Annotated in this window: 21 protein-coding genes; 8 read left to right on the plus strand and 13 right to left on the minus strand. The window is 70.3% G+C overall.

Annotation, left to right across the window (positions count from 1 at the left end; all coding sequences use genetic code 11):
* The first annotated feature begins 29 nt into the window (after positions 1-29).
* Positions 30-647 (plus strand): SOUL family heme-binding protein, encoded by a 618-nt coding sequence (locus NYO99_RS14110; RefSeq protein ID WP_268167859.1) that lies wholly within the window; start codon positions 30-32, stop codon positions 645-647.
* Positions 648-656: 9 nt separating this feature from the next.
* Here NYO99_RS14110 and NYO99_RS14115 read toward each other — a convergent pair whose 3' ends face one another.
* Together NYO99_RS14115 and NYO99_RS14120 are read right to left on the minus strand one after the other, a co-directional pair.
* Positions 657-1,274, minus strand: coding sequence for a DNA-3-methyladenine glycosylase I (locus NYO99_RS14115; protein WP_268167860.1), 618 nt, complete (start codon positions 1,272-1,274; stop codon positions 657-659).
* A complete protein-coding gene (locus tag NYO99_RS14120) occupies positions 1,271-2,017 on the minus strand; it encodes a substrate-binding periplasmic protein (RefSeq protein WP_268167861.1) in 747 nt (248 codons plus the stop codon). Before NYO99_RS14120 ends, NYO99_RS14115 begins: the two co-directional genes overlap by 4 nt.
* A gap of 62 nt (positions 2,018-2,079) precedes the next feature.
* Between NYO99_RS14120 and apaG the strand changes: the two genes are divergently transcribed.
* The 3 genes from apaG (at position 2,080) to mltA (ending at position 5,661) form a co-directional block, all read left to right on the plus strand.
* Positions 2,080-2,454 carry a Co2+/Mg2+ efflux protein ApaG gene (gene apaG, locus NYO99_RS14125; RefSeq protein WP_268167862.1) on the plus strand — a complete coding sequence of 125 codons (375 nt, stop codon included), beginning with the start codon at positions 2,080-2,082 and terminating at the stop codon, positions 2,452-2,454.
* Complete coding sequence (locus NYO99_RS14130; RefSeq protein ID WP_268167863.1) at positions 2,451-4,412, plus strand: site-specific recombinase; 1,962 nt, start codon at positions 2,451-2,453, stop codon at positions 4,410-4,412. The genes apaG and NYO99_RS14130 overlap by 4 nt, the downstream gene beginning before the upstream one ends.
* A 106-nt stretch (positions 4,413-4,518) precedes the next feature.
* Positions 4,519-5,661: a murein transglycosylase A gene (mltA, locus tag NYO99_RS14135; protein WP_326494833.1), complete on the plus strand. Its 1,143-nt coding sequence runs from the start codon at positions 4,519-4,521 to the stop codon at positions 5,659-5,661.
* Here the strand turns inward: mltA and NYO99_RS14140 are convergent, their stop codons facing one another.
* Positions 5,662-5,943, minus strand: coding sequence for a DUF427 domain-containing protein (locus NYO99_RS14140; RefSeq protein ID WP_268167865.1), 282 nt, complete (start codon positions 5,941-5,943; stop codon positions 5,662-5,664).
* A gap of 26 nt (positions 5,944-5,969) precedes the next feature.
* Here NYO99_RS14140 and NYO99_RS14145 point away from each other — a divergent pair, with 26 nt between their 5' ends.
* Together NYO99_RS14145 and NYO99_RS14150 are read left to right on the plus strand one after the other, a co-directional pair.
* A complete protein-coding gene (locus tag NYO99_RS14145; protein ID WP_268167867.1) occupies positions 5,970-6,224 on the plus strand; it encodes a hypothetical protein in 255 nt (84 codons plus the stop codon).
* Positions 6,221-6,592 carry a c-type cytochrome gene (locus tag NYO99_RS14150; RefSeq protein WP_268167868.1) on the plus strand — a complete coding sequence of 124 codons (372 nt, stop codon included), beginning with the start codon at positions 6,221-6,223 and terminating at the stop codon, positions 6,590-6,592. Before NYO99_RS14145 ends, NYO99_RS14150 begins: the two co-directional genes overlap by 4 nt.
* A 7-nt stretch (positions 6,593-6,599) precedes the next feature.
* Here NYO99_RS14150 and NYO99_RS14155 read toward each other — a convergent pair whose 3' ends face one another.
* From NYO99_RS14155 to NYO99_RS14190, 8 genes are all read right to left on the minus strand, one after another.
* On the minus strand, positions 6,600-7,253 hold the full coding sequence (locus tag NYO99_RS14155) for a PEP-CTERM sorting domain-containing protein (protein WP_268167869.1): 654 nt from the start codon (positions 7,251-7,253) through the stop codon (positions 6,600-6,602).
* Between the two features lie 100 nt (positions 7,254-7,353).
* Positions 7,354-9,054 (minus strand): NAD(P)/FAD-dependent oxidoreductase, encoded by a 1,701-nt coding sequence (locus NYO99_RS14160; protein WP_268167870.1) that lies wholly within the window; start codon positions 9,052-9,054, stop codon positions 7,354-7,356.
* Between the two features lie 88 nt (positions 9,055-9,142).
* Positions 9,143-9,307 (minus strand): hypothetical protein, encoded by a 165-nt coding sequence (locus NYO99_RS14165; RefSeq protein WP_268167871.1) that lies wholly within the window; start codon positions 9,305-9,307, stop codon positions 9,143-9,145.
* 71 nt (positions 9,308-9,378) lie between these two features.
* The gene (locus NYO99_RS14170; protein WP_268167872.1) at positions 9,379-9,747 is read right to left on the minus strand and encodes a methylglyoxal synthase; all 369 of its coding nucleotides are present in this window, start codon (positions 9,745-9,747) and stop codon (positions 9,379-9,381) included.
* A gap of 94 nt (positions 9,748-9,841) precedes the next feature.
* On the minus strand, positions 9,842-10,498 hold the full coding sequence (locus NYO99_RS14175) for a hypothetical protein (protein WP_268167873.1): 657 nt from the start codon (positions 10,496-10,498) through the stop codon (positions 9,842-9,844).
* A 10-nt stretch (positions 10,499-10,508) separates the two neighbouring features.
* Positions 10,509-11,396: an EamA family transporter gene (locus tag NYO99_RS14180; protein WP_268168055.1), complete on the minus strand. Its 888-nt coding sequence runs from the start codon at positions 11,394-11,396 to the stop codon at positions 10,509-10,511.
* 27 nt (positions 11,397-11,423) lie between these two features.
* Complete coding sequence (locus tag NYO99_RS14185; protein WP_268167874.1) at positions 11,424-12,545, minus strand: diguanylate cyclase; 1,122 nt, start codon at positions 12,543-12,545, stop codon at positions 11,424-11,426.
* 79 nt (positions 12,546-12,624) lie between these two features.
* Entirely contained in the window at positions 12,625-13,122 is a 498-nt protein-coding gene (locus NYO99_RS14190; protein ID WP_268167875.1) for an Lrp/AsnC family transcriptional regulator, read from the minus strand.
* Positions 13,123-13,339: 217 nt separating this feature from the next.
* Here NYO99_RS14190 and NYO99_RS14195 point away from each other — a divergent pair, with 217 nt between their 5' ends.
* Positions 13,340-16,882 (plus strand): indolepyruvate ferredoxin oxidoreductase family protein, encoded by a 3,543-nt coding sequence (locus tag NYO99_RS14195; protein ID WP_268167876.1) that lies wholly within the window; start codon positions 13,340-13,342, stop codon positions 16,880-16,882.
* A 63-nt stretch (positions 16,883-16,945) separates the two neighbouring features.
* A complete protein-coding gene (locus tag NYO99_RS14200) occupies positions 16,946-17,878 on the plus strand; it encodes a DMT family transporter (RefSeq protein WP_268167877.1) in 933 nt (310 codons plus the stop codon).
* Here NYO99_RS14200 and NYO99_RS14205 read toward each other — a convergent pair.
* Both NYO99_RS14205 and NYO99_RS14210 read right to left on the minus strand, forming a co-directional pair.
* A complete protein-coding gene (locus NYO99_RS14205; protein WP_268167878.1) occupies positions 17,875-20,034 on the minus strand; it encodes a TRAP transporter large permease in 2,160 nt (719 codons plus the stop codon). The two genes, NYO99_RS14200 and NYO99_RS14205, sit on opposite strands and share 4 nt — an antisense overlap.
* Entirely contained in the window at positions 20,031-20,609 is a 579-nt protein-coding gene (locus NYO99_RS14210) for a TRAP transporter small permease subunit (RefSeq protein ID WP_268167879.1), read from the minus strand. Before NYO99_RS14210 ends, NYO99_RS14205 begins: the two co-directional genes overlap by 4 nt.
* Positions 20,610-20,662 lie beyond the last annotated feature (53 nt).

Below are 20,662 nucleotides of genomic sequence, written 5' to 3' on the forward strand. Positions count from 1 at the left end.
CCTGGCCGCCGCACCGCTGGAGCCTTGCCATGAAACGACGTCTTGTACTGCTGACGGCGCTGAGCCTGAGCATGACCACCACCCACGCCATCGAAGAGCCCGCCTACCAGGTGCTGGCCCAGGACGGCGCGTTCGAGCTGCGCCAGTACGAACCCATGCTGCAGGCGCAGGTCGAGGTGGAGGGCGATGCCGGCGAGGCCCGCAACGCCGGCTTCCGCTTGCTGGCCGGCTACATCTTTGGCGGCAACCAGGGCCAGCGCAAGATCGCCATGACGGCCCCCGTCACGCAGGCGCCCGCGCCGGTGGGCGAAAAGATCGCGATGACCGCGCCCGTGACCCAGGCCGCCGCCGGCCCGGGCCGCTGGCGCATCACGTTCACGATGCCGCGCGCCTACACGCTGGAGACCTTGCCGCAGCCCAACGATGCCCGCGTGCAGTTCGTCGTCGTGCCGGGTGAGAAGCGCGCTGTGGTGCGTTTCGCGGGCCTGTCCACCGAGTCCAACCTGGGCCGGCACCAGGCGCAGCTGCAGGCCTGGGTGCAGCAGCGCGGCCTGCAGCCGCAGGGCGACTACGTCACCGCCTTCTACAACGACCCCTTCACGCTGCCCTGGAACCGCCGCAACGAATGGTGGGTGGCGGTGCAGTGAGCGGCGTCGTCAGCGCGGCCGCTGGAAGCTGTCTCGCGCGCGCTGCGCCTCGGCCCAGTGGTGACAGCCGGGCTGGTGGTCGTTGATCAGGCCCATGGCCTGCATCAGCGCATGCATCGTCGTCGGGCCGACGAACTTCCAGCCGCGGCGCTTCAGGTCCTTGGACAGCGCCTCCGACGCCGGCGACTGCGACAGGTTGTGCGCCACCGAGTTCTGTGCCGGCTCGAAGCGCCACAGGTAGGCCGCCAGCGAGCCCTCCTGGGCCACCAGTTCCGCGCAGCGCGCCGCGTTGTGGATGGCCGCTTCGATCTTGCCGCGGTGGCGCACGATGCTGGCGTCCTGCAGCAGCCGGGCCACGTCGGCCTCGCCGAAGCGCGCCACCCGGTGGAAGTCGAAGCCGGCAAACGCGGCCCGGAAGGCCTCGCGCTTGTTCAGGATGGTGCGCCACGACAGGCCACTCTGGAAACCTTCGAGGCACAGCTTCTCGAACAGGCGGAAGTCGTCGCTCACCGGCCGGCCCCATTCCTCGTCGTGATAGCGCAGGTAGGCCTCGTCGCCGGGCGCGGCGGCACACCAGGCGCAGCGCGGGCGGCCGTCGGGCGGGAGGTAAAGCGGTCTGGGGCTCATCGGTATTTCTCGGCCAGTTGGCGCAGCGTGCCGTCCTTGTCGAGCTTGCGCAAGGCGTTGGTGAGGCGCTCCTCATACGCGGCCGGCAGGTCGGCGCGCAGTGCGAGGTATTGGGGCTCTTCCTGAAAGACGGTGCGGCCCAGCTTCACCTGCATGCCCATCTGGGCGTCGCCGATGTGGCGCAGCAGGTTGATGTCCTGGCCGTAGATCAGGTCGGCGCGGCCCAGTGCCAGCATCTGCAGCGCTTCGCGCTCCGAGCCCACCTCAGTGATGGCTACCTGTGCCTTCACGAGGTGGCGCGCGATGGCCGTGCCGCGCATCACCAACACGCGCTTGGCGCGGCTGGCCTGCGCCAGCTGGGCCAGCGTGTCGAAGTGGCGGCCGTCGTCGATGCGCTGCACGACCACGTGGCGGATGGCGTACAGCGGCACGGGCGAGTAGCGCCACTGCCGCTCCCGCTCGGGGGACTTCAGCAGGCAGAAGAACACATCCACCTCTTGCTCTGCCAGCAGCCGTTCCACACGCTTGAGCGGCAGCTTCTGCGTGAGCCCGGTGAAGCGCAGCGCGGGGTCCACGCGCTCGACGGCACGCAGGATCTCCAGGCACAGCCCCGGCCGGGCCGGCGTGTCGGTGTCGTACTTGACGATGGAGCCGCTCTGCTGGGCGGTGCGCAAGGTCAGCGGCGCTTGCGCATGGGCGGCAGCGCCCGCGAGCGCGATCAGCACCCAGAGCCGGTGCAGCACTTAGGATCACGCTTCCTGATCGACATGGGACGAGCATAGCGCCGGCCCGGCAAAATCACCCGATGGCCAACCCCCGATTCAGCTGCAGCGTCACCGTGCAGGCGCTGCCCGAGCAGACGCACCTTGAGCAGGGCTTGTACGCCTACAGCTACACCATCACCATCGAGAACACCGGTGACGTGATGGCCCAGCTGGTGGGCCGGCACTGGGAGATCACCGATGCGCGCGGCCAGGTGCAGCGTGTTGACGGCCTGGCCGTCGTCGGCCACCAGCCCGTGCTGGCGCCGGGGCAGAGCTTCCAGTACAGCTCCTGGGCCCAGATCAGCACGCCGCAGGGCAGCATGCACGGCCGCTTTCTGTGCGTGACCGAGGCGTGCGAGGTGTTCTACACCGAGGTGGCCGAGTTCCTGCTCGCCGACAGCGCGTCACTCCATTGAGCTGGGACCTCACCGCGCTGCTGAACGCAGCCGATCCGCAGGCCGTGCTGGCCGAACGCAACCTGTGGCTGGTGCGGCTGCTGGAGTGGCTGCGCCACGCACCGCGCGAGCCGTCCGCAGCCGGCACGCCGCTGCCGCTGGTGCGGCTCAAGCACCTGCTCAACGTGCTGGAGCGCCACCCCGAGCACGCCGGCAAGTTCGCCGATGTCATTGCCGGCGTGTGGAACGACGTGGACGCCGTCAGCCTGTTTGCCGAGGTGGGCTTTGCGCCGCGCATGGCGCTGTGGCACGAGTTCCTCGGCCGGCTGCGCCGCCGCGTGCTGCCCGCCACCACCGACACGCGTGACCTGGCCGCGCTGTTCGAGCTGCTGTTCGGCGACGAGCAAGACGAGGACTGGATCGCCGCCATCGACGACGAGCTGCTCGCGCGGCTGAGCCTGCTGTTCGGCGCCGCGCCGGATCAGGGCTGGCGCGTGGAGATGCGCGCGGCCGTGACGGTGCTCGTCAGCCATGTGCACGCCGCCGGCCTGGCCGGCGCGCTGCGCGTGCGCATGGACGCGCTGCTGCTGCAGGACCGGCCCTTCCACCAGCTGCCCGCGGCCTGGGAGGCCGTGGAGCGCGCGCTGGCGCAGCCGGGCGGCGAGGCGCTGTCGCCCGCGCTGCAATACCTGCGCGCGCTGCTGGACCGCTGCCGCGCGGCCGCGCTCACGGTGCCCGAGCACCTGGAGGCGCACGGTGTGTCGGTGGACCTGATGTTCTCCGTCGAGCAGCTCACCGCGCGGCTGGACCGCATCGAGGCGCTGCTGGCCTGCCTGGTGTCCACCGCGCCGCAGCGCGAGCTGCTGCGGCTGGTGGCCGGCCTGGTGCGCGTGGTGCACGAGCGGCGCAGCCTGCGCACGCTGTTCGCGCGCCACTACTCGCTGCTGGCGCGCAAGGTGGCCGAGCGCAGCGCCGAGACCGGCGAGCACTACATCACCCGCAACCGCGCCGAGTACCGCGACATGCTGGCCCGCGCGGCCGGCGGCGGCGCCGTCATCGCCGGCACCACCTTCGCCAAGTTCTTCATCGGCCTGCTGGGCTTCTCGGCGTTCTGGGGCGGCTTCTGGGCTGGCGTGAACTACGCGCTGAGCTTCGTGCTCATCCACCTGCTGCACTGGACCGTGGCCACCAAGCAGCCCGCCATGACGGCGCCCGCGCTGGCCGACGAGCTGCAGGGCGTGGACCGCGACGACGGCCTGGAGGGCTTTGTTGACGAGGTCACCCACCTCACGCGGTCGCAGGTGGCCGGCATCCTGGGCAACCTGGCCATCGTCGCGCCGCTGGTGCTGGGCGTGCAGCTGCTGTGCCAGGCGCTGTTCGGCCTGCCGCTGGTGGGCCCGCACGAGGCCGAGTACGTGCTGCACTCGCTGGATCTGCTGGGCCCCTCGCTGCTGTTTGCGGCCTTCACGGGCACGCTGCTGTTCTCGGCCAGCCTGATCGCCGGCTGGGTGGAGAACTGGTTCGTCTTCCACCGGCTGGACAGCGCCATCGCCTGGAACCCGCGCATCGTCTCGCTGCTGGGGCGCGCGCGTGCGCAGCGCTGGTCGCACTGGTGGCGCGCCAACATCTCGGGCCTGGCCGCCAACATCAGCCTGGGCCTGATGCTGGGTCTGGTGCCGGCGCTGCTGGGCTTCTTCGGCCTGGGCGTGGAGGTGCGGCACGTGACGCTGTCCACCGGCCAGCTGGCGGCGGCCGTCGGCGCGCTGGGCTGGCCGGTGATGGCGACCTGGGCCTTCTGGTCCTGCGTGCTGGCCATCGCGGGCATCGGGGTGCTGAACGTCGGTGTGAGCTTCTTCTGCGCCTTCAAGGTGGCGCTGCGCTCGCGCGGCGTGCGGCTGGCCGACCGCCAGCGCGTCTACGCCGCCATCCGCCAGCGGCTGCGCCGCGCGCCGCTGAGCTTCCTCGTGCCGCCCAAGTGATCAGTCGTCCTTGCGCTCGCCCTTGTTGCGGCCCGAGAACATGGTCCACCACACGATGAACACGAGGATGGCCAACGCGCCAAGGGCTTCGAGCAGGATGAGCAGCATGTCAGGCAGGGGGGCGCGTGCAGTGGTGGCGGCGATTCTAGGAAGCCTGGCCGCCTGCTCCTCGCCACCGCTGCAGCCGCCCCAGCAGCCGCCGTCCCGCGAGGCCACGCCCGCGCCCGTAGCGCGGCCTGCGCCGGCCTCTGCCGAGCCGCGCGCGGCCAGCCGCTGGACGGCCGTGGACTGGCAGGCGCTGCCCGGCTGGGGCGGCGACGACCTGCTCGCCGCCTGGCCCGCGCTGCGGGCCGGCTGCCAGCGGCCGGCGCCCGGCTGGGCCGAGTTCTGCGCGCGCGTCGCGCTGCAGCCGCCGTCCGACGCGATGGAGCTGACGCTGCTGCTGATGAAGCACCTGCGCCCCTGGCAGCTGGCCGCTGATGACGGCAGCACCACCGGCCTGCTGACGGGCTACTTCGAGCCGCTGCTGCAGGCAACGCGCACGCGCCAGGGCGCCTTCCAGTGGCCGCTGCACGCGCTGCCGGCCGACCCCGCGCTGCGCCGCCTGCCACGCCGCGACATCGACGGCCACCCGCGCTTCGAGGCGCTGGCGCTGGCCTTTGTGGACGACCCCTTCGCGCTGCTGCAACTGCAGGTGCAGGGCTCGGGCCGCCTGCTGGTGCGCGACGCGTCGGGCGCCGAGCGCCTGAGCCGCGTGGCCTGGGCCGGGCACAACGACCAGCCCTTCCAGTCCGTCGCCCGCGCGCTGCTGGACCGCGGCGAGGTGGCCGACGCCACGCCGCGCACCTTGAGCGACTGGGCACGCCGCAACCCCGCCCAGGTGCGCGACGCGCTGGCCGTGAACCCGCGTGTCGTCTACTTCCGCGAGGAGGCGCTGCCGGACGCCAGCATCGGCCCGCGCGGCGCCCAGGGCGTGCCGCTGACGCCGGGGCGCTCGGTGGCGGTGGACCGCAGCATCGTCCCGCTGGGCACGCCGCTGTGGCTGGACAGCACCGAGCCCTGGTCTCCCGGCGCGGCGCCCACGCCGATGCGCCGGCTGGTGATGGCCCAGGACACCGGCAGCGCCATCACGGGCGCGGTGCGGGCCGACTTCTTCTGGGGCTGGGGCGAGGAGGCCGCGTTGCGTGCCGGCCGCACCCGCCAGCCGCTGCGGCTGTGGGCGCTGCTGCCGCAGGGCCTCACGCCCTGATCACTCGACGACCTTCACGCCCTTCCAGAACGCATAGCGGCCCTTGATCTCGGCGGCGGCGGGCAGCGGGTCGGGGTAGGTCCAGACGGCATCCGGGTTCATTTCGCCGTTGACCAGCAGGCTCAGGTACTTGGCTTCGCCCTTCCAGGCGCAGCGCGTGACGTGGTTGCTGAAGGTCGTGTACTGCGTGTTCAGCGACTCGGCGGGGAAGTAGTGGTTGCCTTCGACGACGACGGTGTCATCGCTCTCGGCCAGGGTGATGCCGTTCCAAACTGCTTTCATGTCGTCTCCTGAGGACAATGCGTTGGATGAAACGCTACCACTCCCACCTCGGCCGCGACATCGTGCTCACCGGCGGCAGCGCGCGCGACCTGGCGCCCGGCCAGTTCGGCGTGCTGGCCATCGACGGCGGCGCGGGCGGCTGGTCCGTCGTGCACAAGGGGCCGGACGGCGAGGTCGTCGAGCTCAACAACGAGATGCACTTCGAGCTGCCCGAAGACGCGCTGGCGTTCGCGAAGGAGTTGATCGAGATGCTGGCGCCGCAGGAAGGCGAGGCCTCATGAAGGCGCTGGCCTTGCTCGCCGCGCTGGCCCCGCTGGCGGCGCAGGCCGGCGGCGACCCGGTGGCCGGCCGCAAGCTGTTCGCCTCCTGCGCCAACTGCCACGCGGTCGGCCCGTCGGCCCGCCACGGCTTCGGCCCGCACCTGAACGCGCTGGTGGGCCGCAAGGCCGGCAGCCTGCCGGGCTATGCCTACTCGCCCGGCATGAAGGCCTCCGGCCTGGTCTGGAACCAGGCCACGCTGACCGCCTACCTCCGCGATCCTGGCGGCGTGGTGCCGGGCACCAAGATGCGTTACTGGGGTGTGGGTATCAACGAGCAGAAGGTGGCGGACCTGCTGGCCTACCTGGCCAACGCGCAGTCGGCCAAGTGAGCCGCCGTCAGTTGCGGCGGCGGCGTGTGCAGGCTGCCAGCAGGCCGACGCCTGCCAGCAGCAGCATGGCGCTGGCGGGTTCGGGCACCGCCGAGACCGCGCCGGTCACCGTGAAGCGGGTGGAGTCGCCGTAGTCCGCGCCGTTGCTGTTGATGACGAAGTCGACGGTCGAGCCGGCCAGCACGCTGGACGAGACGGAGAAGGTCTGCGTGGCGCTGGCGGTGATGCCGTTCCAGATCTCCTGGCCGTCCACCAGCACGCTCAGGCGCGTGTTGCCGAAATCGCCAATGGCGTAGCTGCCCGAGATGGTCAGCGTGCCGGTAGCGCCACTGGTCCAGCGGCGCACGGCATCGTGCTCGCCGCCGGTCGAATTGGCGCCGTTGGGATGGCCGCCGGTATTCCACAGCAAGGTCCAGGGCGCGGGGCTCGCGGCTTCGGACCAGCCGTTCTGCCAGAACGTGCTGTAGTTCGTGAACGTGGTGAACGAGCCGGCGTTGCCGGGGCTGCTGAAATAGCCGTACTGCCAGCCGCCCTGGCCCTGGGTGCCGCTGAACTCGGCGACGGAGTCGAACGTGCTGGTGCCGGCAGCGGCCGATGACAGGCCGGCGCAGAGCATGGCGGCGATCGCGGTCAGCCGCAGGCTCTGGTGCTTGAAACGCATGGAGAGGTCCCTTCCCTTGACGAAGCGCGGGTTATAGGGGCAGCCCGTGCGGGCGACAGCCCCAAGGGTGTGGGGGAAGGCGGCGTTTCGCAACCTTGCGTTACACCTGCCCACCCGCCTTCGCGCCCTTGCCCTGCAGCACCGGCGCATCCGGCAGCCCCAGCAGATCCGCCGCCAGCGCCTCGGCCACTTCGATGCCATCGACACCGGCGCTCATGATCCCGCCTGCATAGCCCGCGCCTTCGCCGGCCGGGAACAGGCCGCGCACGTTGAGGCTTTGATAGTCGCGGCCGCGGTTGATGCGCAGCGGGGATGAGGTGCGGGTCTCCACGCCGGTCAGCACGGCGTCGGGCCGGTCGAAGCCGCGGATCTGGCGGGCGAAGGCGGGCAGGGCCTCGCGGATGGCCTCCAGGCAATACGTCGGCAGCGAGCCGTGGCCCTTGGCCTGCAGGTTGGTCAGCGTGACGCCGGGCTTGTAGCTGGGCAGCACGTCGCCAAACTCCTTGCTGACCTGGCGCTTGATGAAGTCGCCCACCAGCGAGCCCGGTGCCAGGTAGCCGCCGCCGCCCAGCTCGTAGGCGCGGCTTTCCCAGATGCGCTGGAAGGCCATGCCGTCGAGAGGATTCACGGGGCTGCCGTCCTTCTTGCCGTCCTGGCGGTAGTCCTCGGGCGTGAGGCCCACGACGATGCCGGCATTCGCGTTGCGCTCGTTGCGCGAGTACTGGCTCATGCCGTTGGTGACCACACGGTCGGGCTCGCTGGTGGCGGCCACGACCGTGCCGCCGGGGCACATGCAGAAGCTGTAGACCGAGCGGCCGTTCTTGGCGTGATGCACCAGCTTGTAGTCGGCCGCGCCGAGGATGGGGTTGCCGGCATTGGGGCCGAAGCGCGCCGCGTCGATGACCGACTGCGGATGCTCGATGCGGTAGCCGATGGAGAAGGGCTTGGCCTCCATGTGCACGCCGCGCGCGTGCAGCATCTGGAAGGTGTCGCGGGCGCTGTGGCCCAGCGCGATGACGACGTGCGTCGCATCGATCTGCTCGCCGGATTCCAGCGTCAGCCCGCGCACGGCGCCGTTCTCGATGTGCAGGTCGGTCACCTTCTGCTGGAAGCGGATCTCGCCGCCCAGGCGCTCGATCTCGGCCCGCATCTTGATGATCATGCTGACCAGCCGGAAGGTGCCGATGTGGGGTTTGCTGACGTAGAGGATCTCCTCCGGCGCGCCGGCCTTGACGAACTCGGTCAGCACCTTGCGGCTGAGGTGGCGCGGGTCGCTGATCTGGCTCCAGAGCTTGCCGTCGGAAAAGGTGCCGGCGCCGCCCTCACCGAACTGCACATTGCTCTCGGGGTGCAGCTTCTGTTCGCGCCACAGGCCCCAGGTGTCCTGCGTGCGCTCGCGCACCGACTTGCCGCGCTCCAGCACGATAGGCCTCAAGCCCATCTGCGCGAGGATCAGCGCGGCGAACAGGCCGCAAGGCCCGAAGCCGACAACGACCGGCCGCGGGCCGGTGAACTCGCCGACTTGTGCGAGGAAGTGGTAGCCGGTGTCGGGCGTGGGGCGGATCTGGTGGTCGCCCGCAAAGCGCGCCAGCACGGCGGCCTCGTTGACGCCCTCGGCCAGCGTGCAGTCCAGCGTGTAGACCAGCTGGATGTCGCTGCGCTTGCGCGCGTCGTAGCCGCGGCGGAAGACGTGGATGTCGCTGAGCTGGGCGTCGGCCAGCTGCAGGCGGGCCAGCACGGCCGGGCGCAGCGCGTCCTCGGCATGGTTCAGCGGCAGGCGGAGTTCGGTGATGCGGATCATGGTGGTTTGGTCAGTGTCGAGCCGACAAAAACAAACAGGCCCCGCAGGGCCTGTGTGTGGTGGATCTTCAGGCGCTGGGCCCGAATGATCAGCCCGAATGCGGGCGCTTGCCCGGGTTCTTCTTCGAGCGGGTGTGCGCGCCGCGCTCCAGGCTGCGCAGCTGGCCGCGGCCGGCGGTGTAGGTCACGCCCTTGGGGGCGGCGGGGCGGGGAGTGGCCTTGCGGTCCGCTTCGGTGACGATCTTGTTGCCCATGTCTGGCTCCAGTGAAAACTTAGCCCACAGCAGGGGCAATTCGACGAAAGTCTCGGATTTTAGCCTGTCTGTCAGGCCGCATTCCAGCGCTGCAGCAGCAGCCGCGCGGTGCTGACGTTGGTGGCGCAGGGCACGTCATGCACGTCGCAGGCCCGCACCAGTGCGTTGATGTCCGGCTCGTGCGGCTGCGGCGTCATGGGGTCGCGCAGGAAGATCACGCCGTCCAGCTCGCCCACGGCCAGCCGCGCGCCGATCTGCAGGTCGCCGCCCAGCGGGCCGCTGAGCATGCGCTCCACGGTCAAGCCATGCGCCTGCGTCAGCCGCGTGCCGGTGGTGCCGGTGGCCATCAGCGTGCAGCGCTGCAGCAGCGGCAGGAACTCGGCGGCGAGGGCGATCATGGCGTCCTTCCTGCCGTCGTGGGCGATCAAGGCGAGTCTCATCGGGTGGGGGCTCGTGCGGTGCGGAGGCGATGACGTTACACGGCTTCCCGCCCGTCAGCGCCCATCAGCGCCTCGCGTGGCGAGAAGGCGGGCTTCAGCGTTCGATCAGGCTCGGTGCCGGCGACACGCGCAGCTGCAGCTCGCGTGCGGGCTGGCCGGCGGCATCGCGGCTGCTGAGCGTGCCGCGCTCAGTCGGGGCCATGGCGGCGCCGCTGCGGGCGACGGTGTGCCACTGCGCGAGTGGCAGGTCCAGCGTGGTCTGCAGCGCGAGGTCGCCGTCCGTCACGTCCAGCACCACGCGCACCGGCGCCCGCCCGCCGGGCCAGGTGGGCGTGACGGTGAGGCGCTGCACCTGCGTGCGCTCGCCCTGGCGGGGCTGGGCGTGCAGGGCGCGCGGTGTGCGGCCCGTGGGGTCCAGCTCGACCAGCGCGTCCACCCACTGCAGCGGCTCGCGGGTCGTCAGCTGCCGGGCGGCCGGCTGGCCGTTCATCACCTGCAGCTGCTGCACCGGCGGCGGCGCGGGCGGCGCGGTGCGGGTGACGACGCCGGCCCCGCGCGGCGACACGCTGCCGGCCGTGCCCACGACCACGGCGCCGTCCCGCACGCCGGCCTGCGCGGCCGGTGGCAGCAGGGTGTCCACCCAGCGCCATTCCACCTGCAGCGGCACGGCCGGCGGCGCGGCCACGGCGGGCCCCGCCAGCCAGGGCAGGGCCGCCAGCGCGGTCAGGGCGGTCAGTGAGCGGCGCTTCATGGCGGCCAGCTTAGCCGGCAGTGGCGGGCGCGCGCCGGCCCAAAAGCCGGGCGCCGAACAGGTTGATCAGCAGACCACCCAGCACCAGGGCCGCCGCGCCCAGCTTCCACGCGGGCAGTGGCTCGCCCAGCCACAGGCTGCTGGCGCCCATGCCGAACACCGGCACCAGCAGTGCCAGCGGCACGATGCGCGCGGCCGGGTGGCGCGTCAGCAGCCAGGCCCAGCAGCCGTAGCCGAACAGCGTGTTGGCCACCGTCTGCCACAGCACGGCGGCCCAGGTGCCGGCGTCGGCGCTGGCCAGCGCGGCGCTGATGCGCCCGGGCCCGTCCACCAGCAGCGCCAGCAGCAGCAGGGGCGGCACGGCGAAGGCGCTGCTCCACACCACATAGGCCAGCATGTTGACCCGCCCCGCGCGCTTGCCGACGAGGTTGCCGCAGGCCCAGGACAGCGCGGCGGCGAGCACCAGGCCCAGGCCCAGCGGCGTGGTCGTGCCGTCGGTGTGGGCGGCGATGAGGGCGATGCCCGCCACGGCCATCGCCAGCCCCAGCCACTGGCTGGCCAGCACGCGCTCGCCGGCCACGCGCACGGCCAGCAGCAGCGTGAAGAACACCTGGGTCTGGATGACCAGCGAGGCCAGGCCGGGCGAGATCTCGCTGCGCATGGCGAAGTACAGCAGGCCGAACTGGCCGGTCGCGACAAACAGGCCGTAGCCGGCCAGGTTGCGCCAGCCCACGGGCGGGCGGGCCAGGAAGAAGCAGGCCGGCACGAAGGCCAGGGCAAAGCGCAGCACGGCCAGCGTCATGGGCGGCATGACGGCGAGCGCGTACTTGATGACGACGAAGTTGCTGCCCCAGATGGCGACGACAGCGAGAGCGAGCAGCAGGTGGCGCAGCGGCAGGGCGGGCATGCGAAGGGGCGGCGGCCGTCAGGCGTCGCTGGCGCAGATGCGGTCGCGGCCGGCGGCCTTGGCCTGGTAGAGCAGCTGGTCGGCGCGCTCCAGCGTGTCGGACAACGCCTCATGGCGGCGGTGCTCGGTGAGGCCGATGGAGACGGTCACCGACAGCTGCGCGCCGTCGTCGGTGTCGATGCGCAGCGCGGCCGTCTGCTGGCGCAGCCGCTCCATGCCCACCAGCGCGAGCGGCATGGCGGTGTCGGGCAGCAGCACGAGGAACTCCTCACCGCCCCAGCGGGCGATGACGTCGGTGGCGCGCAGCGCGGCCTGGCCCGCGTGGGCGAAGGCGCGCAGCACGGCGTCGCCGGCGGCGTGGCCGTGCTGGTCGTTGACGCGCTTGAAGTGGTCCAGATCCAGCAGCGCGATGCAGAAGCCGTGGCCGTGGCGCAGCGAGCGCTGCAGCGCCTGCTCCATCAGTGCGCTGACCTGGCGGCGGTTGGGCAGGCCGGTGAGGTCGTCCCGCGTGGCGATGGCGCTCAGCTGGGCGAGCGCGCGTTCCAGCTCCTCGCGCTGCGCGGCCAGCCGGTAGCGGATGCGGCTGAGCTTGGCGGTCAGTGTCGCCACGGCCGGCAGCATGATGGCCAGCATCAGGAAGTGGCCCAGCTCGGCCTCGACGGTGTAGATCTGCGGCTGCAGCCGCGTCATGCTCACCATGATGGCGCCGAACAAGGCCAACGCGTAGGCGCACAGCGTGTAGGCGCTGCGGGCGCGCAGCTGGAACATGCCGAACATCAGGATCAGCGTCAGCACCGGGAAGGCGCCGCCGCGCAGCAGGCCGGCCTGGGCGTAGCCGGTGGCAGCCGAGGTGATGGCAAAGGCGATCTGCACCGCGGTCAGCGACGGGTCGGCGAAGCGCCGCGACCAGCCGCTGCGGATGGCCGCATACAGCGCTGCCATGCCGCCGAGCGACAGGGCCGTCCAGGTCCACAGCGGCCAGCCGGGCTGGACGTCGGCCACGCGCACGGCGTAGTGCAGCATGTAGGCGCAGAACACCATCAAGGCCATGGCCAGCGAGGTCTGGCGCAGGCGCACACGCTGCAGCTTGTCCGTGCCCAGCCAGACATCACCCAGTCGTTGGAACAGCGACATTGCCATGCGCCTAGCCTAACCCCTGCGCGGGGGCCGGGTCTTGCCACTTGCGCAGGACTTGCTCACCTGCGGCCGCGCGGCGGCATCAGGTCTGCAGGTGCGCCAGCGGCAGCGCGCCGCCGGCCTTGACCTCGCCCAGCGAGAAGCTGGTGTGGATGTCCTTCACGTTGGGCAGCTTCAGCAGCGTGTTGATGGAGAAGCGCGAGAAGGCGTCCAGGTCCGTCGCCATGACCTGTAGCTCGAAGGTGCCGGCGCCGGAGATGTAGTGGCAGGCGATGACCTCGGGCAGGCGGCGGATCTCGTCCTCCAGCGCCTTGGTGGCCGACGCGGCGCTGCGCTCGGTGTCAACGCGCACGAAGGCCAGAACGCCCAGGCCGATGCGGCGGCGGTCCAGCTCGGCACGGTAGCCGGTGATGTAACCCTGCTCCTCCAGCCACTTCACGCGCCGCCAGGTGGGCGCGGCCGACAGGCCGATGCGCTGGGCCAGCTCGGCGTTGGACTGCCGTGCGTCACGCTGCAGCTCGGCCAGGATGGCGATGTGGTAGCGGTCCAAGTCGTCGGGCGTGGGTCCTGTAGTGCTCATGGTTTGCCCTGAGAGGCGGTGTTGCGATCAATATTGTTCTCCAAGTGAGAAATGAAAAAAGGAAATTGCCGGATGGCGGTTGATTGAGCGAAGAAGAGAAAGCATCCGGCGCCCTGCTTTTCCTACACTGGCCGGCCGGGCCGAGTTGCACCACACTGGCCCGCAGCCCGCGCTGCCGCCTCACAAGGGCCGCACGCCAGCCAACCTGGAGCCCCGCATGAACGCACCGCTGCCCGAGCACATCCTGAAGTCGCTTCAGAACGTCACACTCGACGACAAATACGCCCTGGACACCGGACGGGCCTTCATGAGCGGCGTGCAGGCCCTGGTGCGCCTGCCCATGCTGCAGCGCACGCGCGATGCGATGGCCGGGCTGAACACCGCCGGCTTCATCAGCGGCTACCGCGGCTCGCCGCTGGGCACGTACGACCAGGCGCTGTGGCAGGCCAAGAAGCACCTGGCCAAGCAGAACATCGTGTTCCAGCCGGGCGTGAACGAGGAACTCGGCGCCACCGCCGTGTGGGGCACGCAGCAGCTGGACCTGTTCCCCGAGAAGGCCAAGTTCGATGGCGTCTTCGGCCTCTGGTACGGCAAGGGCCCGGGCGTGGACCGCTGCATCGACGTGTTCAAGCACGCCAACATGGCGGGCACGTCCAAGCACGGCGGCGTCATCGCCATCGCCGGTGACGACCACATCGCCAAGAGCTCCACCGCGGCCCACCAGAGCGACCACGTCTTCAAGGCGGTCGGCTTCCCGACCTTCTTCCCGAGCAGCGTGCAGGACATCCTGGACATGGGCCTGCATGCGTTCGCGATGAGCCGCTTCTCCGGCCTGTGGGCGGGCATGAAAACCATCCAGGAGATCGTCGAGTCGTCGGCCTCGGTCAGCGTGGACCCCGACCGCGTCAACATCATCCTGCCCGAGGACTTCGTCGTGCCGCCGGGCGGCCTGCACATCCGCTGGCCCGACCCGCCGCTGGAGCAGGAAGCGCGGATGATGAACTTCAAGTGGTATGCCGCGCTGGCCTACATCCGCGCCAACCGCCTGAACTACAACGTCATCGAAGGTCCGAACGACCGCTTCGGCATCATCACCAGCGGCAAGGCCTACAACGACACCCGCCAGGCGCTGCACGACCTGGGCCTGGACGACGACACCTGCCGGCGCATCGGCATCCGCCTGCACAAGGTCAACGTGGTGTGGCCGCTGGAAGCCCAGGTGGCGCGCGAGTTCGCGAAGGGCCTGCAGGAGATCCTGGTCGTCGAAGAGAAGCGCCAGATCATCGAATACCAGGTCAAGGAAGAGCTCTACAACTGGCGCTCGGACGTGCGGCCCAACGTGCTCGGCAAGTTCGACGCCGGTGACGGCGAGGGCGGCGAGTGGAGCGTGCCCAACCCCAGCGACCACTGGCTGCTGCGCCCGCAGGCCGACCTGACGCCGGCCATCATCGCCCGCGCCATCACCAAGCGCCTGAAGAAACTGGGTGTGGACAGCGACATCGTCGCCCGCCTGGATGCGCGCATGGCCGTCATCGATGCCAAGGAGGCGTCGCTGAAGGCCGAGGAAAAGACCGCCGGCGGCGCCGACCGCACGCCGTGGTTCTGCTCGGGCTGCCCGCACAACACCAGCACCCGCGTGCCCGAGGGCTCGCGCGCTGTGGGCGGCATCGGCTGCCACTACATGGTGACCTGGATGCCCGGCCGCAACACGGCCACCTTCACGCAGATGGGCGGCGAGGGCGTGCCCTGGACGGGCCAGGCGCCGTTCACCAACGAGAAGCACATCTTCAGCAACCTCGGTGACGGCACCTACTTCCACAGCGGCAGCCTGGCCATCCGCCAGAGCATCGCGTCGGGCGTCAACATCACCTACAAGATCCTCTACAACGACGCGGTCGCCATGACCGGCGGCCAGACGGTGGGCGAGCGCCCCGAGGGCCACACGGTGCTGCAGATCATGAACAGCGTGATCTCGGAGGGCGTGAAGAAGCTGGTCATCGTCACGGACGACCCGGCCAAGTACGAAGGCGTGGCGCTGGCCCCCGGTGTGACCGTGCACCACCGCGACGAACTGGACGACATCCAGCGCCAGTTCCGCGAGATCGAGGGCACGACGGCCATCATCTACGACCAGACCTGCGCCACCGAGAAGCGCCGCCGCCGCAAGCGCGGCAAGATGGTGGACCCGGCCAAGCGCGTCGTCATCAACGAGCTGGTCTGCGAGGGCTGCGGCGACTGCTCGGTGCAGTCCAACTGCCTGTCCATCGAGCCGCTGGAGACCGACTTCGGCCGCAAGCGCCAGATCAACCAGAACACCTGCAACAAGGACTACTCCTGCGTGAAGGGCTTCTGCCCCAGCTTCGTCACCGTCGAGGGCGGCGAGTTGAAGAAGCCCAAGAAGGAAGGCCGCAAGAGCCCGTTCGACACGGCGCTGGGCGTGCTGCCACTGCCGGTCATCCCGAACGCGGAAGAAGCCTGGGGCATCGTCGTTGCCGGCGTGGGCGGCACGGGCGTCATCACCATCGGCCAGCTGCTGGGCATGGCCGCGCACCTGGAAGGCAAGGGCGTCATCACGCAGGACGCCGCCGGCCTGGCCCAGAAGGGCGGCGCGACCTGGAGCCATATCCAGATCGCCAACACGCCCGAGGCCATCCACTGCACCAAGGTCGGCACGGCCGAGGCGCGTCTCGTCATCGCCTGCGACGCCATCGTGGCCGCCAACAAGGCGACGCTGGCCGTCATGCGCGAAGGCCGCACCTTCGTCGCGCTGAACACGCACGGCTCGCCGACGGCAACCCTCGTGAACGACGCGAACTGGAGCTTCCCCGGCGCCGCCTGCGAGCAGGCCGTGGCCAAGGCCGTGGGCGTGGAACACTTCGGCTCGTTCGATGCCGAGGAGGTGGCCGTCAAGCTGCTGGGCGACTCGCTCTACACCAACCCGTTGATGCTGGGCTTTGCGTGGCAGCGCGGCCGCATCCCGCTGAGCTACGACGCGCTGATGCGCGCCATCGAGCTCAACGGCGTGCAGGTCGACAACAACAAGGCCGCCTTCGAATGGGGCCGCCGCTGCGCGCACGACCTGAAGGCCGTGCAGGCGCTGTATGCAGCGCAGGCCGTCATCCAGCTCGTGAAGCGCCAGAGCCTGGACGAGATGGTTGCCAAGCGCGTGGACTTCCTCACCGGCTACCAGAACGCCGCCTACGCGGCCGAGTACAAGGCCTTCGTCGACAAGGTGCGCGCCGCCGAAGCCAAGCTGGGCGCCAAGACCACGCTGACCGAGGCCGTGGCCCGCTACCTGTTCAAGCTGATGGCCTACAAGGACGAGTACGAGGTGGCGCGCCTGCACACCGACGCGGCGTTCACGGCCAAGGTGGCCGGCATGTTCGAGGGCGACTACAAGCTGGTGCACCACCTCGCGCCGCCGCTGCTGTCCAAGACCAACGCCAACGGCGAGCTGGTGAAGCGGCCGTTCGGCGGCTGGGTGCGCCCGGCGTTCGCGCTGCTGGCCAAGATGAAGGGCCTGCGCGGCACGGCCTTTGACGTCTTCGGCCACACCGAGGAGCGCAAGATGGAGCGCCGCTGGATCGTGGACTACCGCGCCGGTGTCGAGAAGGCGCTGGCCGGCCTGAGTGCCGAGTCGCTGCCCACGGCTGTCGAGCTGGCCCGCGTGCCGGAAGACATCCGCGGCTACGGCCACGTGAAGGCCCGCCACGAGCACGCCGCCAAGGCCAAGTGGGACGCGCTGATCGCGAAGCTCTGAGCACGAAGCGCGCCTCGTCCATGCGGGAAGCCGGCGGCGTCGTGCCGCTGGCAGCATGGACCCATGTCTGATCGCCCCGCACCCGCACCCGCACCCGCGCCGCGCCAGTTGATGGTCGGCCTGCTGCTCGCCGTGCTGGGGGCCATCGGCTTTTCCGGCAAGGCCATCATCGTCAAGCTGGCCTACCGCCATGGCGTCGATGCCGTCACGCTGCTGATGTGGCGCATGCTGCTGGCGCTGCCGTTCTTTCTGGCCATCGCGTGGTGGGCCGGCCGCGGCAAGCCCGCGCTGACGCGCCAGGACTGGCGCGACATCGCCGTGCTGGGCTTCACCGGCTACTACCTGGCCAGCTACCTCGACTTCGCCGGCCTGGCCTACATCTCGGCCAGCCTGGAGCGGCTGATCCTGTACCTGAACCCGACGCTGGTGCTGCTGATCTCGGTGTTGTGGTTCAAGCACCGGCTGCAGGCGCGCCAGGTGGTCGCGATGGCGATCAGCTACGCGGGCGTGGTGGCAGTGTTCGCGCATGAGCTGAGCTTCGAGGGCCACCACACGGCCATCGGCACGGCGCTGGTGTTCGCCAGCGCGGTCAGCTACGCGGTCTACCTGTCGCTCAGCGGCAAGGTGGTGCAGCGCCTGGGCTCGCTGCGGCTGGCCGGCCTGGCCAGCACGGTGGCCTGCGTGCTGTGCATCGCGCAGTTCCTGTTGCTCAAGCCCGCCAGCAGCTTCCGGGTGCCCGAGCCGGTGCTGTGGCTGTCGCTGCTGAACGCGACAGCCTGCACCGTGGCGCCGGTGCTGATGGTGATGATGGCCATCGCCCGCATCGGCGCACCGCTGTCTTCTCAGGTGGGCATGGTGGGCCCGATGAGCACGCTGATCATGGGCGTGCTCATCCTGGGCGAGCCCATGAACCTGTGGATCGTGGCGGGCACGGTGCTGGTGCTTGGCGGCGTCTTCGTCGTCAGCCGCGCGGCGCGCCCGCGCTCACCCGCTTAGCCGTACAGCACCTTGGGCAGCCACAGCCCGATCTCGGGCCACACGTACAGCAGCACGATGGCGATGACCTGGATGGCCATGAAGGGCAGCATGCCGGCAAAGATCTGGTTCAGCGTCACATGCGGCGGGCTGACGCCCTTCAGGTAGAACGCCGCCATCGCCACGGGCGGGCTCAGGAAGGCGGTCTGCAGGTTCAGTGCGACGAGCAGGCCGAAGAACAGCGGGTCCACGCCGAAGTGGTCCAGCAGCGGGATGAAGATGGGCATGAAGATCACGATGATCTCGGTCCACTCCAGCGGCCAGCCCAGGATGAAGATGATGAGCTGGCTGAGGATGAGGAACTCGGTCTTGCTGAGCTGCATGCCCAGCACCCATTTCTCCACCAACTCCTGCCCGCCCAGCAGCGCGAACGCGGCCGAGAAGATGGCTGAGCCGACGAACAGCCAGCACACCATGGCGCTGGTCTTGGCGGTCAGGAAGACGGACTCCTTCACCTCGGTCTGCAGCCGCGCCTGGCGGTAGGCCAGCATGGCCCACAGCAGCACGCCACCTGCCGCGATGGCGCCCAGGCCGGCGCTGACGGGCTGGGCCGCCAGCCCCTCCTTGTGCGCGATGAACCAGCCCAGGCAGCCGAAGAAGGGCAGCCACAGCAGCAGCCAGACGATGAACACCGGCCGGCGCTCGCCCGGCCCGCGCTTGTTGATGACGGCGTAGATGGCCGCCAGCACATAGCCGCCGAACGCACCGACGGCGGCCGCCTCGGTGGGCGTGGCCAGGCCGAACACGATGGAGCCGAGCACGGCCAGGATCATCACCAGCAGCGGGAAGAAGCTGGTCAGCAGCAGCTTGAAGATCTCCAGCCGCTGGAAGGTCAGCACCGCGTAGAAGGCCAGCAGCACGCCGCCCGTGATGGCCCAGCCCAGCCAGCCGCGGCCGGGGTCAGGGCTTGCCGCGGCTGATGCGGCGGGCGCGGCGGGTTCGGCGACGGCGGCGGGCTCGCTGACGCTGGCGGCCGGCTGGGCGCCGGGCGGCTCGGCGATGCCGGCGGCTTCGCTGGCGGGGTCCGCGGGCGGCTCGGCCAGCGCGCCGGTGTCCGCCGGGGGCTCGGCCAAGCCGCTGCTGTCTGCTGGCGGCTCAGCCAGGCCACCGGTCTCGGCGGGCGCCGTGGCCGGGGCGTCCGCGCCCATGACCTGCGGCGCCTCGTCGGCCGGGGCTGGTGCGGGCTGCGGGCTGTGCGCGTGCAGCCAGCCCACCGCAGCGATGAACAGCACCAGCGCCACCGGCAGCAGCGCCACGCCCAGCTGGCGCAGCACGGGCGCCTTGGCCGGCTCGCGGGCCAGCGCCTGCAGCAGCGCCGGCAGGGCGGCGCGCGGGCGGCCGCCGCTCAGTCGCTCGGCCAGCGGCGGCAGCGGCACGAAGCGCGCCTCGGCCGACAGCGGCGGCATCAGCGCCGGCTTGAGCTTGGCCAGCAGCACGACGTAGACCACATACAGCCCGGCCAGCATCAGCCCGGGGAAGAAGGCGCCCGCATACAACTGCACCACCGACACGCCGGCCGTGGCGCCGTAGACGATGAGCATGACGGACGGCGGGATCAGGATGCCCAGGCAGCCGCCGGCCGTGATGGCGCCGGCCGACACGCGCACGTCGTAGCCGCCCTTGAGCATCTGCGGCAGCGCGAGCAGACCCATCAGTGTGACGACCGCACCGACGATGCCGGTGGCCGTCGCGAAGATGGCGCAGGTGAAGATGGTGGCCACCGCTAGCGAGCCCGGCACCCGCGCCATGGCCAGGTGCATGCTCTTGAAGAGCTTCTCGATCAGGTTGGCCCGCTCGACGAGGTAGCCCATGAAGACGAACAGCGGGATGGAGATGAGCACGTCGTTGCCCATCACCTTGAAGGCGCTCTGCACCATCAGCGCCAGCGTCTTGCCGGTGTCGAAGTCGTAGGCCAGCCAGGTGAAAAGCATGCCCATGCCCATCAGCGTGAACGCCGTCGGGAAGCCCAGCATGATGGCCACCACCACCAGGGCCAGCATGGCCAGGCCGAGGTGGCCGCGCGTGAGCTGCTCGGCGCTGAGCAGCACGAAGCCCGTGCCGGCGATGATCAGCGCCATCAGCACGAAGCCGAACCACAGTTCCTTGCGGACTTTCATCGGGCGGCTCCGTCGGCGTGGACCATCTGCTTGAGCTTGTCGACGTCGACTTCCTCGACGTCCTGTTCGCGGCTGGGCCACTCGCCGGCCTGCAGGCATTGCACGCAGCGCACGATCTCCACCAGCCCCTGCAGCAGCAGCAGCCCGCCGGCCAGCGGGATGACGGCCTTGAACGGGTAGACCGGCAGCGGCGTGGCGCTGAAGGTGGACTCGCGGATGGCCAGCGCGTCCTGGAAGAAGGTCCAGCCCGCCCAGGTCAGCGCGACGATGCCGGGCAGGAAGAACAGCAGGTACAGCGCCAGGTCGATGGCGGCCTGGGTGCGCGGCTGGAAGAAGCCGTACAGCACGTCGCCGCGCACGTGGCCGCTCTTGGCCAGCGTGTAGGCACCGGCCATCATGAACAGGGTGCCGTAGCCCATCAGCTGGGCGTCGAGGTTCCAGTCATGCGGGGCGTTGAGCAGATAGCGGGAGAACACCTCCCAGCTGATCAGCAGCGTCAGCGCGACGATCAGCCAGGCGAAGGCCTGGCCGATCCAGGTGGACAGGCGATCCACCGCAAGCAGCAGTTGTTTCATGGGCGACGGCAGTCAAGAAAAAAGGGGGCGCGCGGCCCCCTTGTGGTCAGCGG

It is taken from the genome of Roseateles hydrophilus (assembly GCF_026712245.1).
GTDB classification, from domain to species: Bacteria; Pseudomonadota; Gammaproteobacteria; order Burkholderiales; family Burkholderiaceae_C; genus Pelomonas; species Pelomonas hydrophilus.

Bases quoted from the DNA above. Each gene is read 5' to 3' on its own strand.
- NYO99_RS14160 (WP_268167870.1), bottom strand. From the start codon at position 9,054: ATGATCCGCATCACCGAACTCCGCCTGCCGCTGAACCATGCCGAGGAC.
- mltA (WP_326494833.1), top strand. From the start codon at position 4,519: ATGTCAGGCAGGGGGGCGCGTGCAGTGGTGGCGGCGATTCTAGGAAGC.
- NYO99_RS14140 (WP_268167865.1), bottom strand. From the start codon at position 5,943: ATGAAAGCAGTTTGGAACGGCATCACCCTGGCCGAGAGCGATGACACC.
- NYO99_RS14145 (WP_268167867.1), top strand. From the start codon at position 5,970: ATGAAACGCTACCACTCCCACCTCGGCCGCGACATCGTGCTCACCGGC.
- NYO99_RS14205 (WP_268167878.1), bottom strand. From the start codon at position 20,034: ATGAAAGTCCGCAAGGAACTGTGGTTCGGCTTCGTGCTGATGGCGCTG.
- NYO99_RS14190 (WP_268167875.1), bottom strand. From the start codon at position 13,122: ATGAGCACTACAGGACCCACGCCCGACGACTTGGACCGCTACCACATC.
- NYO99_RS14200 (WP_268167877.1), top strand. From the start codon at position 16,946: ATGTCTGATCGCCCCGCACCCGCACCCGCACCCGCGCCGCGCCAGTTG.
- NYO99_RS14170 (WP_268167872.1), bottom strand. From the start codon at position 9,747: ATGAGACTCGCCTTGATCGCCCACGACGGCAGGAAGGACGCCATGATC.
- NYO99_RS14175 (WP_268167873.1), bottom strand. From the start codon at position 10,498: ATGAAGCGCCGCTCACTGACCGCCCTGACCGCGCTGGCGGCCCTGCCC.
- NYO99_RS14155 (WP_268167869.1), bottom strand. From the start codon at position 7,253: ATGCGTTTCAAGCACCAGAGCCTGCGGCTGACCGCGATCGCCGCCATG.
- NYO99_RS14195 (WP_268167876.1), top strand. From the start codon at position 13,340: ATGAACGCACCGCTGCCCGAGCACATCCTGAAGTCGCTTCAGAACGTC.
- NYO99_RS14165 (WP_268167871.1), bottom strand. From the start codon at position 9,307: ATGGGCAACAAGATCGTCACCGAAGCGGACCGCAAGGCCACTCCCCGC.
- NYO99_RS14150 (WP_268167868.1), top strand. From the start codon at position 6,221: ATGAAGGCGCTGGCCTTGCTCGCCGCGCTGGCCCCGCTGGCGGCGCAG.
- NYO99_RS14185 (WP_268167874.1), bottom strand. From the start codon at position 12,545: ATGGCAATGTCGCTGTTCCAACGACTGGGTGATGTCTGGCTGGGCACG.
- NYO99_RS14110 (WP_268167859.1), top strand. From the start codon at position 30: ATGAAACGACGTCTTGTACTGCTGACGGCGCTGAGCCTGAGCATGACC.
- apaG (WP_268167862.1), top strand. From the start codon at position 2,080: ATGGCCAACCCCCGATTCAGCTGCAGCGTCACCGTGCAGGCGCTGCCC.
- NYO99_RS14210 (WP_268167879.1), bottom strand. From the start codon at position 20,609: ATGAAACAACTGCTGCTTGCGGTGGATCGCCTGTCCACCTGGATCGGC.
- NYO99_RS14115 (WP_268167860.1), bottom strand. From the start codon at position 1,274: ATGAGCCCCAGACCGCTTTACCTCCCGCCCGACGGCCGCCCGCGCTGC.